10 protein-coding genes are annotated in these 11,883 nt (G+C 46.6%); 6 read left to right on the top strand and 4 right to left on the bottom strand.

Features of this window, described 5'->3' with window-relative positions:
• Window positions 1–1,872: an extracellular solute-binding protein gene (locus tag LZT21_RS09180; protein WP_233990338.1), complete on the bottom strand. Its 1,872-nt coding sequence runs from the start codon at window positions 1,870–1,872 to the stop codon at window positions 1–3.
• A gap of 48 nt (window positions 1,873–1,920) precedes the next feature.
• On the opposite strand from LZT21_RS09180, the gene fabI reads away from it, so the two are divergent.
• From fabI to LZT21_RS09150, 6 genes are all read left to right on the top strand, one after another.
• A complete protein-coding gene (fabI, locus tag LZT21_RS09175; protein WP_233924292.1) occupies window positions 1,921–2,706 on the top strand; it encodes an enoyl-ACP reductase FabI in 786 nt (261 codons plus the stop codon).
• Complete coding sequence (gene chrA, locus LZT21_RS09170; RefSeq protein WP_233924291.1) at window positions 2,703–4,025, top strand: chromate efflux transporter; 1,323 nt, start codon at window positions 2,703–2,705, stop codon at window positions 4,023–4,025. The genes fabI and chrA overlap by 4 nt, the downstream gene beginning before the upstream one ends.
• 11 nt (window positions 4,026–4,036) lie before the next feature.
• The gene (locus LZT21_RS09165) at window positions 4,037–4,930 is read left to right on the top strand and encodes a MaoC family dehydratase N-terminal domain-containing protein (RefSeq protein WP_233990336.1); all 894 of its coding nucleotides are present in this window, start codon (window positions 4,037–4,039) and stop codon (window positions 4,928–4,930) included.
• Between the two features lie 18 nt (window positions 4,931–4,948).
• Entirely contained in the window at window positions 4,949–6,346 is a 1,398-nt protein-coding gene (locus LZT21_RS09160; RefSeq protein WP_233990334.1) for an MmgE/PrpD family protein, read from the top strand.
• Window positions 6,333–7,172 carry a CoA ester lyase gene (locus LZT21_RS09155; RefSeq protein WP_233990332.1) on the top strand — a complete coding sequence of 280 codons (840 nt, stop codon included), beginning with the start codon at window positions 6,333–6,335 and terminating at the stop codon, window positions 7,170–7,172. The genes LZT21_RS09160 and LZT21_RS09155 overlap by 14 nt, the downstream gene beginning before the upstream one ends.
• A gap of 94 nt (window positions 7,173–7,266) precedes the next feature.
• The gene (locus LZT21_RS09150; RefSeq protein WP_233924287.1) at window positions 7,267–8,283 is read left to right on the top strand and encodes a tripartite tricarboxylate transporter substrate-binding protein; all 1,017 of its coding nucleotides are present in this window, start codon (window positions 7,267–7,269) and stop codon (window positions 8,281–8,283) included.
• Here LZT21_RS09150 and LZT21_RS09145 read toward each other — a convergent pair.
• The 3 genes from LZT21_RS09145 to LZT21_RS09135 are packed head-to-tail and all read right to left on the bottom strand — an operon-like array spanning window position 8,280 to window position 11,841.
• Entirely contained in the window at window positions 8,280–8,936 is a 657-nt protein-coding gene (locus LZT21_RS09145; RefSeq protein ID WP_233990330.1) for a hypothetical protein, read from the bottom strand. The genes LZT21_RS09150 and LZT21_RS09145 overlap by 4 nt on opposite strands.
• Window positions 8,933–10,150, bottom strand: coding sequence for an exo-alpha-sialidase (locus LZT21_RS09140; RefSeq protein ID WP_233924285.1), 1,218 nt, complete (start codon window positions 10,148–10,150; stop codon window positions 8,933–8,935). The genes LZT21_RS09145 and LZT21_RS09140 overlap by 4 nt, the downstream gene beginning before the upstream one ends.
• Window positions 10,147–11,841, bottom strand: coding sequence for a glycosyltransferase family 39 protein (locus LZT21_RS09135; protein ID WP_233990328.1), 1,695 nt, complete (start codon window positions 11,839–11,841; stop codon window positions 10,147–10,149). The genes LZT21_RS09140 and LZT21_RS09135 overlap by 4 nt, the downstream gene beginning before the upstream one ends.
• Window positions 11,842–11,883: the final 42 nt, after the last annotated feature.

The following is an 11,883-nucleotide window of genomic DNA, read 5'->3' as shown; positions in this document are numbered from 1 at the left end:
TTATTTTTCCTCTCGCCACCAGTTCGATAAAATCCAGCCCTCAGCCATGTAGTACAAAGGCGGCTTGGGAAAGCGCATCTCTTTACGATAGGCGATCCGATGCGTGGGGTTGTACCACTGCGGAATGACGTAATAACTATTCCACAAGACGCGATCGAGAGCACGACTAGCCGTGGTCAGTTGTTCACGAGTTTCGGCTTTTACAATTGCGTCAATGAGTGCATCGACTACTGGTGATTGCACCCCGATGACGTTATCAGAACCCTTTTCTTTGGCCGCATTACTACCAAAACGATCCCATAACTCATTACCAGGGCTTTGCGAATCAGGAAAACGAATGGTGGTCATATCAAAATCATACTCATCCATACGCTTTTGATGCAAAGCAAAGTCGCTAGTGCGAATTTCAACTTTAATGCCGAGCTTCTCTAAATTGCGCACATAAGCTGAGATGACACGCAAAAAGAAGGGGCCATCTTCAACCATCTCAAAGCGAAACTGTTCGCCTTTGGCATTACGTAAGGCCCCATCCCGATAAGTCCAGCCCGCTTGGGCTAACAAATCACGAGCGCTACGTAAGTTTTGTCGCAAACTGCTTGGCGGAGCAGTTGACGGAGCCGCAGGCATCGCACCAAAAACTGCAGGGGGAACCCACTGGGGATAGCGCGCCTGCAAGGGTAGTAATAATTTCATTTCAGCAGCAGTGGGAACCGTTTCGCCAGCAAAATTGGCACTCAAATCACTATTGGTAAAGTAACTATTAATACGACTATATTGATTATAAAAAAGCTGTCGATTAAGCCATTCAAAATCTAAGGCGTAGCCTAAGGCTTGGCGTACTCGTGCATCTTGAAATAGAGGTCGCCGCAAATTCATCGCGAAGCCTTGCATGCCAGCGCCATTAAAATTCGGAAAATCTTTTTTCAATAAAGTGCCATCATTAAACTTCGGCCCGACAAAACTTTTCGCCCAATTCTTGGCGCGATACTCGACTAATGCATCAAACTCTCCAGCTTTAAATGCTTCTAATCGGACGGCATCATCGCTATACAACTTATAGACCACTCGGTCGAAATTAAAGAAACCGATCCGGACATTGACCTTGAAGTTGGGTTGATCAGCCCAGTAGCGGGGGTTACGTTTAAAGATCATGGTCTTACCCGCTTTATATGACTCAATTAAATAGGGTCCGCTTCCCAAGGGGATTTCAAACGCTAACTTATCAAAAGCAGTTATCGAGCCATCAGGTCGCTTGCCCCAGAAGCGTGAAAAAATAGGTAGGGAGCCAACCATAACGGGTAACTCGGTATTGCGATTTTTAAAATCAAACCGAATCTCGCGCTCCGAAATCACGACTGCTTGTTTTACATCGGCATAGACGGTGCGAAATTGGGGGTTAGCTAGCTTGCTCATTAAAGTGTCGTAGCTATGTTTCACATCAGCCGCCAAAATAGGGCTACCATCTGAAAAACTCGCTTGCGGCCGAATTCGGAAAGTAACTGACATTTTGTCTTTGGCCACCGCAATATCTTCGGCAATGAGGCCATAAGCGCTAGATACTTCGTCGGCACTGCCTACTGTCAGCGATTCAAACATCAGTTGCGCTACGCCTGGAGCGGTAACCCCCCGCAGCGTAAAAGGATTGAACTTATCAAAACTCGTGCGCCGGTCCGGATTGGGCAAAGTTAAGGTGCCACCCCGTGGCGCTAGGGGGTTGACATAATCAAAGTGGGGAAACCCAGTGGCATACTTAGGGTTACCGTATTGGGCTATTCCCTCACTGGCTAAGGCTTGGGGCACCGGTATTAATAAAGCGAAGCTAACTGTCAGATAGCTCGCTAGGGTGCGAATTGGGGGTTTAAGACGAAGCATATGCAACAATTGTAGATAGCAAACCACATTTGATGCAAAGGATCTAAGATGGGCTTTCTCGCTGGCAAAAAAATTCTCATTACCGGACTATTGTCAAACCGCTCCATAGCCTATGGCATCGCCACTGCCTGCAGGCGTGAAGGGGCTGAACTCGCCTTCACTTATGTCGGCGAGCGCTTCAAAGATCGAGCCGTTGAATTTGCTAAAGAATTCGAAACTAGCCTCATATTTGACTGCGATGTTAGTAGCGATGATCAAATAAAAGCCTTGTTTGTGGATTTAGGCAAACATTGGCCCCAATTCGATGGGCTAGTTCATGCGATTGGCTTTGCCCCACGCGATGCAATCGCGGGCGAATTTTTAGACGGCTTTACCCGTGAAAATTTTCGTATTGCCCATGACATCTCGGCCTACAGCTTCCCAGCTTTAGCTAAAGAGGCCATGCCTTGGCTTAGCGCTGATGCCTCTTTACTAACCCTGACTTATTTAGGCGCTTTGCGCGCGATTCCGAATTACAACTTAATGGGGCTGGCGAAAGCCTCCTTAGAATCGTCGGTACGTTATTTGGCAAGTTGCTTAGGACCCAAAGGTATTCGCACCAACGGAATTTCAGCTGGTCCAATTAAAACACTTGCTGCTTCTGGTATCAAAGACTTTAGTAAGCTTCTCAATATCGTTGCTAGCTCGGCCCCCTTACGCCGCAATGTCACTATCGATGATGTTGGCAATACGGCAGCCTTTTTACTGTCGAATTTATCGAGCGGTATCACTGGCGAAATTATTTATGTCGATTGTGGTTTTAGTCACACCGCAATCGATTCAGGATCAGTTTGAAGCCAGTCGCACTGCGCGAGGCGCTCAGTTTTTGGCTTAAGCTCGGTTTTATTAGTTTTGGCGGCCCCACTGGACAAATCGCTATCTTGCATCAAGAAGTCGTTGAAAAACGCCACTGGATATCAGAGCGCCGTTTTTTGCATGCGCTAAATTACTGTATGGTTTTACCGGGGCCCGAAGCCCAGCAACTAGTAACTTATATTGGCTGGTTAATGCATCGCAATCTTGGTGGAATTTTAGCGGGTAGTTTATTCGTGCTGCCATCCTTATTTATTTTAATTGCGCTTTCGTGGGTTTACATCCGCTTTGGGCAAGTACCGATTATTGCGGCGATTTTTTTTGGCATCAAACCCGCCGTTACTGCAATAGTCATTCAGGCAGTTCAGCGCATTGGCTCACGAGCGCTTAAACATCAAGCGCTTTGGTACATTGCAGCAGCCTCCTTCATCGCCATCTTTATTTTCAATTTAGCGTTTCCAATAATTATTATTTTGGCTGCGCTAATCGGCATGTGGGGAGGCAAGCGTTATCCCACTGTGTTTGCCATCACAGGAAGTTCCCATGGCAAAAAATCTGACGGGACAACTGTACCGGCCCTAATTGATGATGACACGCCAATACCCGAACATGCCCGTTTCCATTTAAAAAAATTCATCATGCACTCAGTTGTTGGTCTTGGTCTATGGATTGCCCCGATAGCCTTACTCATTGCACTCTTTGATTGGAAATCACTTTACCCGCAACTGGCCTGGTTTTTTACCAAAGCTGCCCTTCTCACTTTTGGCGGCGCTTATGCTGTACTACCCTATGTTTATCAGGGCGCGGTTGATCAATACCATTGGCTTACTGCAGGGCAAATGATTGACGGACTTGCTTTAGGTGAAACCACGCCTGGACCTTTGATTATGATTGTGGCCTTCGTTGGTTTTTTAGCGGGCTACGCCCAACATCTTTTTGGCAGTATGAATGCCTTTTGGGCTGGTGCCTTTGCTGCGACTGTCGTTACTTGGTTTACTTTTTTACCATCTTTCTTATTTATTTTGCTTGGCGCACCGCTCATCGAATCGACACATGGCAAGCTGAGTTTTACAGCGCCCCTAACTGCAATAACCGCAGCAGTCGTTGGCGTGATTGCCAATCTTGGCCTGTTCTTTGCCTACCACGTCTTCTTTCCCCATGGTTTAGCAGGTACGATTTCTTGGTTCAGTATCCTGATCTTTATTGGCGCAGCCATTGCCCTGTTACGCTATAAAAAAGGGGTCATGCCAGTTCTGGGTTGCGCAGCACTAGCGGGGCTGGCAAGCTTACTATTGCCGTAGCACAATAGCGTATGCGCATCGAACCGAATACCATCAAACACCTGCAAGAGTGGGTTGGCAAAACTGAAGTCGTCCATGATCAAGTTACCGTAGCGCCAATCAATTGCTTGGCTGCCACACTCGATTACCCCGATCTCGTCAATTCCTCTGAGCCTACAGCTTTAGCGTTACCCGAACTATGGCATTGGCTTTATTTTTTGCCGCATGCACGCCAAACAGAAATTGGTCCTGATGGTCATCCCCAACGCGGTGGTTTTTTACCGCCCGTGCCATTGCCACGACGGATGTGGGCAGGTGGGCGCCTCGACTGGCCTAACCCTCTTAACCCATTACGTGTCGGCGATCAAATTGAAAAGGTATCAACTATTGAATCAGTAACGCATAAAGCAGGCCGCAGCGGCGATCTTATATTTGTCTTGGTACGCCATACCATTTCAAATCAAGCGGGTTTAGCTTTAATCGAAGAGCATGATATTGTTTACCGCGATTCGCCTAGCGCTAACGAAAAACCGATCGTTCCTACCCCCGCACCCCAAAATGCGCGCTGGACTAAAACAATTACCCCGACCGATGTCCTTTTGTTTCGTTATTCTGCCCTTACTTTTAATGGCCATCGAATTCATTACGATCGACGCTATGTCACTGAGGTTGAGGGCTACCCTGGCTTAATCGTGCATGGGCCCTTAATTGCAACTTTACTAGTTGATTTAGTGCGGCAAAGTATTTCAAATTGCACCCTCAAACATTTTGAGTTTCGTGCCATCCGACCTAGCTTTGACCTTAACCCATTCACCGTTTGTGCGGTTCCAGATATCACTAGCGATCCTAGTGGTAAAACCATTCAGGTGTGGGCGCAAGATCATGAAGGCTGGCTCACCATGCAAGCTACTGCAGTTTTAAATTAAATATCTCCCCTTTCAACCATGAAAAATTACTCAGCCGAATTAGCCCACTTCGCGGCAAACTTATCTGCTCAAGCAATTCCTGCCAGCGTCATGAATCGCGCCGAGGATTTATTGGTTGATTGGTTTGGTTCAGTAATCGCCGGAAAAGGTGCTAAGCCAGTAGAAATCATCGCGCAATTTGCCCAACAAATGGGGCCCCATTTCAGTCATTCCCAAACTAATCTTGCAGGTACTGCAGAAATACTCTTGACGCGTCAACCCTCTAGTCCCTACTTAGCAGCCATGGCTAATGCTGCGGCTTCACATGTGGCCGAGCAAGATGATGTGCATAACGGCTCAGTTTTTCATCCCGCCACCATAGTCTTTCCGGCAGCGCTAGCCTGTGCTCAGGCCTTAGGTCGGTCAGGCGAAGAATTGTTAGTGGCGGCAGTAGCAGGTTATGAAGTCGGCATTCGGGTGGGAGAATTTTTAGGTCGATCGCACTATAAAGTCTTTCACACTACGGGCACTGCTGGCACCCTCGCCGCGGCAGCAACAGTAGGTCGCTTACTCAATCTCTCTACTGCGCAAATGCTGCATGCCTTTGGCTCTGCAGGAACACAATCGGCTGGTTTATGGGAATTTTTACGCGATGCTGCAGATTCAAAACAATTACATACCGCGCATGCCGCAGCGGCAGGCCTCATGTCTGCCTATCTAGCCCAAGCCGGCTTTACTGGAGCGCAACATATTTTGGAAGGGCCGCAAGGTTTGGCGGCAGGCATGTCGAGCGATGCAGATCCTAAAAAATTATTAGATGGCCTCGGACAACGGTGGGCCTTAGCAGAGACCAGCTTTAAATATCATGCCTCGTGTCGCCATACGCACCCTGCGGCTGATGCCCTTCTTCAGGTCATGCAGAGGTATCAACTGCAAGCGAGTGAAATTCAGCGCATTGAAGCATTGGTGCATCAAGGTGCCATTGATGTTCTCGGACTTGTAATTGATCCAAGCTCAGTCCACCAATCCAAATTTTCAATGGGCACAGTCTTAGCTTTAGCCGCTTACTATCAATTTTTAGGCTTATCTGAATTTGCCACCCACTATCACGATGAGGCCATTTGTAATTTACGTGATCGCGTAACCATGATTTTGGATGACGAGGTTGATCAAGCTTACCCCCAACGTTGGATTGGCAAAGTCAAAATCTTTTTGACCGATGGTCGATGCCTTGAGGGGCGCGTCGATGAACCCAAAGGCGATCCTGGCAATACCCTTAGTCGCCCCGAAATAACCGCAAAAGCCATGCGCTTAGCACAATTTAGTGGCGGGGCAAGTGCAGCTGAAATGACTGCAGCGATCGAAGCCCTTTGGCACATTCGTAGTTGTCCTAAAATAGGTTTTTTATTAAAGCCCCGTGATCATGAGCCCTCTTGAAACTTCGCTCGCCTTTTGTACCAACTTTTTGTTTGTCCCTGGTACTAGGTCTGATCGCTTTCTTAAAGCCCTTAATAGCGGGGCTAGTGGCGTCATTATTGATCTCGAAGATGCAGTTGGTCCAAATGATAAAGAAACTGCGCGAACCCAATTACGGGAAGCTTGGGGCACGTTTAGCGCGGCTCAAAAAAAACAGCTGGTCATCCGTATTAATGCCCCAGGAACAAAATATTATGGTGCCGATTTATCCCTGGCACAGGAAATCCATGCGCCCTGTTTACTAATTCCAAAAAGTGAATCGCTCGACCAAATTAATGGTGTTGCGCAAATTTTACCCAACACTGCCATTATTCCAATGATAGAAACTGCGCTCGGCCTTGATCGACTCAAAGAAATTGCTAATGCCCAACAAGTTTTACGTTTAGCTTTGGGTAATTTAGATTTACAAGCTGATTTAGGAATGGTGTGTGATGAGCAAGAAAGTGAACTGCTCACTGCCCGTTTCCAATTAGTCTTTCAATCACGGGTGGCCGAAATTGCACCCCCAATTGATGGCGTAACAACTAGCACGACCGATGAAAACAGGATTAGCGCTGACGCTGCCCGGGCTAAACGCATGGGCTTTGGCGGTAAATTATGTATTCACCCTAAACAAATTGGCTTAGTACGCCAAGCCTTTGACCCTAGTAGTGCCGAAATTGAGTGGGCTAAACGGGTTATAAAAGCGGACTATGAATCCCACGGAGGAGCTGTCAAATTGGATGGGCGCATGATCGATCGGCCAGTCGTAATATTGGCGCAAAGAACCCTCAATCAAGCCAAATAGCCCTTATTTTGGCGCTGAATTGCTGGTAAACACCTATCTTTTCAAATCATTGCTAGTGGCAGAATAAACGAGTTATCTATCGGAGGCCTGCCCAATGAAATTACTAAAAATGCGCCACCATTTTGCGAAACCAGTCTTTTCTCTACTTTTAGGTATTAGCGCCCTATCATGCCTAAGCTTGGCCTACGCCCAAAGCAAAGCCGATGAAAAATTTCCTACTCGGCCCATTAGCTTAATCGTCCCCTTTGCGGCAGGTGGGCCAACGGATATTGTGGCGCGTCTAATTGCAGTGCCAATGGGTAAGTCACTGGGCGAAACCATCATCGTTGAAAATGTCTTGGGGGCTGGCGGTACGGTTGCTGCTAATAAAGTCGCCAAAGCTAAACCGGATGGCTATACCTTATTTATTTATCACATCGGCATGGCTACTGCGCCTGCTCTAAATGATAAATTAGCGTATGACCCAATGAAAGATTTCGAATACATCGGTCAAGTAGTCGATGTACCCATGGTGCTATTAGCACGTAAAGATTTCCCTCCTAATAATCTCAAAGAACTCATTGCTTATTTGAAAAAGAATGAGAAAAAAGTCACCATGGCTAATGCTGGCCCAGGAGCAGTTTCACAATTATGTGGCTTAGTCTTTATGGATGCAATTGGTGTAAAACTCACAACCATTCCTTATAAAGGCACTGGCCCCGCATTCAACGATCTTTTGGGAGGGCAAGTGGATTTATTATGTGATCAAACTACCCAAACCTTACCGTTTATTAAATCCGACAAAGTCAAAACCTATGGGGTCACCACACCAAAACGGTTACCCAGCATACCCAATATCCCTACTTTAGATGAGTCTGGATTAAAAGGCTTTGATGTCAAAGTGTGGCACGGTATCTATGCACCTAAGGGCACGCCTGCGCCCGTACTAAAAAAACTCAATACGGCTTTGAAGGCGGCTTTAAGTGACCCCACCATTAAAGCGCGCATGGATGAATCGAGTATCGATATTGTGCCAATGGCAAAAGTATCTGAGCAGGGCCTAAAAGATCACCTTGAGAAAGAGATCAATCGCTGGGGCCCACTGATTCGGAAAGCCAATATTCCTGATTAAGCTTCATCTGTAAATCCCTTTATTGGGTTTGGCCGGTAGTAGTTAATTGCCAAACTCAATAAAGCCCAAAGGCACAAAAAGGGGTCGATTAAGTAGTCCCATAAATTGCTCGACTCATGCCATTGAAATGCCCACGCTGCTAAAGCCAGTGCGATTGCCAATACCAAGCCATAGCTACGCGCCCACCAAACAATTAAGGCTACTAGTAGCACAGCCAGCAAAAAAATCCACGACCCATATCCCCATGCATACGGGTCAAACATACTTAAACCTAGGGCGAGTGGATAAAAAACCAGTGCGATAAAAACTAAGCCTAATTTGAACTGCAGCGGTAGCAATAATTTCTCGCGCAAGAAAAAACTAGCCCATAATAAAAAGAGTGTAAGCACACTCAAATCACCAACCATACCCCGTACATATGCAACTAAAGGTAACTCGAGGGGAGCGCCTAAATAATTCCAATACTCGCTGGGCAAAAATAAAGTCCCGGTTAAGCCGCAAAGCAATAAGCTACGCATGAGTAATGAGAAACTTTGCGCAAAAATCAACTCACTAAACCAAAGTAAAATGATTGAACAAGTGATGGCCATTTCTAACAAAGCGAGTAATTGCTGTCCTGACAATGCGGTAATGGTATCGAGAAATGTACTCATGATGGGCTGAGGTCACTCCGCCGATTTTTAAGCCACTCTGCAGGCAGCTGTAAGTGACGAATTTTTTTTCTATCCCAGGTGTAAACCAAATGCGCATCGCCATTGCTGGTCACAGTTAAAAATGGATAGGAAAATTCGCGGCGTTCGGCTTCAGGTAATTTGCTATCGTCTTCAAGCACAGAAATTAAGCGCCAAGAAGAATATCGAGTCTCTTGCGGAGTCGCCATCAATAAGACTAAGCGATGCCGACCCACTGCCAAATCATTTAATACCAATAATCTAGTGCCATCGGGTAATTGCACTCCGGCAATCGCAGAATTGGGATTAGGCAACAGCAGGTCACTAGCCTGCTCCCACCAATAACCAGCGGAATGGGTCATACTAATTGGAATTTGGGCTGGCCCAATGCTACGCGCTTGTCGAAAAAAAGCTGTAGCTTGTTCGGTCGACTCAATAAAAACAAGCGGCTGTAGGCTTGTTCTTCCCGAGCTCATACGACGCTTATCAATGACTCGGTGCGCATCAAGACGCAGGAACTCACCAAACTTACCCAGCAATTCATGATAAGAAGGTAAGCCTAAACGACCATCAGCAAAACGGATGGCAGATGATTTCACTAAAGAACTGAGGTTTAAGAAAGGCGAAGTAATTAAGCGGTTTGGCCGCTCCCAATTAATACCTTCATCATTAGATACGATCGTGCTAATTGAACTACCAGCCCAACCACCCACAGATACTGTGACAAAAAATAGTCGTAAGCGTCCATCGGTATCCCATGCTGGAACTGGGTTACCCAATTTAGCGATATAACGCGATAGCCCTTTTTCGGCAGTAACGCGATCCATTACTACGGTTGGCTCACTCCAATGACCCGTTTTGGTATTGAGCATCGAAGAAAGAATCACTACATCAGCCGCCCCCTCACGGCTTCCAGCAAACCAAAATGCCCTTAAATTACCATCACTTAATGGAATTAAAGATGCTGCGTGCACAGAGGCTGCCATTGAGCTAGCAACCCAAGCACCAGTCTGCTGAGGATCAAACGCGTTCCACATTAGATTCGCAGCTACATTACTAGGCGTTTTTTCTCTGACTGCTGCCCCAACATCAAACAAGGGTGGCCTAAACTCAGACCAAACTGGTAAGCCATTCAGATAAAAAATGGCATAAGCAGCAGCAAGCAATAAAGCCGTTAAACTAAAAATTCGCTTCATCGACAAGCTTCCTTTAGTCGCAGGCTAGTTGGTAAATCAACAGCAGGTGCGGCAATCAGGTATTCGTTCACAAATAAATTTTGGTTAATTTGACCTAACAGAATCGCCAAAATTTCATCCTCGCTTTGCCGTGCGCGCATTTCACTACGCTGTCCAATAATTTTACAACCCTCGCACAAAACCAATTGTTCTGCAGGTGATGAATGCACGGCAAATAAAGGATATTGGCTGCTGAGCTTAGCTATATTGTGGGCTGCATCTTGTTGATAGCCATGAATTCGAGCGCCAGGCATAAGCAAGCGATATTCTTCATCTTTAGCCCGATAATCACACGGTACCCATACATCTTGATTCTCGATTGCTGCAATTGTTGCCGGACTATAACGCCCTAATTGCGACTCTAATGGCCCAAGGCTGCTAGCTAGCAAGGTGCAAGCAATAAAACTGCTCACTAAAGCGCTTAGTTTAGTTGCCTCCCGGCGCCAGAGCCCGATTAACACAGTGCCTAACGCGGCAGCCAATAGAACCCAATGCCAAAAAGCAAATGGCCATGATAAATTCCACCCAAACCAAACGAATGCCAGCACTATCAAGAGCTCAAGCAGTAAGGCAAGTTGAAATCCCCAGAGCGGCAAACGATTCCAATGTATAGCAATGAGGGCAGCAACAGCTGGCATGACCGGCAATAAATATCGACCGGAGCGTTGACTTGGCAAACTAAAAATTAAGAGGAAAGCAAGGATGAGTAACCAGAGGAGCACTTCTTCCATGCTGCTCCGATGGCGCTCACGCCAACTTTGCGCCAAGGTAGAAAGCAAAACAAAAATAAATAAACCCGTGTTCGCGAGGAAAGCCACTAGTAGCATCCATAGGCTATCTCCACCCCATAGCAAATCCTGTAGATAGGCAAAATTACGTATCTCAAATTTACCCGCATTTTCGCCGACCACGAATTCACGCCAAACTGCTGCCGGCTCTGGATCAATTACAAACCATAAAGAAAAAATTGCTAGCGCTAGAATGCCAATGCCAATGATCTTTAAGCCATCGCTACGCATGACTTGAGTAATAGAACGATGTCGAAAACGCCAATACCAAAGGCTTAAAGCAAGGCATACCGGTACAACATAGGCAAATGACTTATAAAGAAAAGCAATACCAAAACACCCCGCTGCGCAAAATGGAAAAAGCCATTTTGATTCAAACGCTGCGCGACCCCAATACAACAAAGCAAAGAACGGTAAGGTAAGCCAAAAGACTTCGGGTGGATCGGTGAGAAAGGGGCGCCCATATCGATAGCTCGCAAAAAAACTGAGCCAAATGAAGGCTGCCAAACAGCCAGTACGCCAGTCGCGGGTAAAGCGCCGCACCGCTAGGAATAGAAAAAATGCGGTCAGGCCAGTATATAAGACACTCGGCCAGCGCAAATTCCATAAAGACCAATGATTACCCCAGCCCGCTGTGGCGATGCCTTGCCAAAATAATAAGGGGGGCTTAGTATTTTGCATCCCCTCTAGGGCCGATTGCAGTGGCAACCAGGTCTGCGCTTCTGCAGTCATACGCGTAATATGCATATACACATATTCGTCACCATTTTTGGGGGCAAAGCGACTATCTAAGCCAAAAAGGTAGGTGAAAATAGCCAGAGCCAGTATCAGCCAAGCTACTCGAATCGATATTTGTCCCCGCATCCCCCTAGTTTATCTAGTTATCGCTTGTGCCTCTTTTTAAGC

Origin of the sequence: Polynucleobacter sp. IMCC 30228 (assembly GCF_021395205.1) — a bacterium.
Lineage (GTDB): Bacteria > Pseudomonadota > Gammaproteobacteria > Burkholderiales > Burkholderiaceae > Polynucleobacter.
The sequence above is the reverse complement of the archived record's forward strand: the minus strand, read 5'-3'. Positions and strand labels throughout refer to the sequence as shown.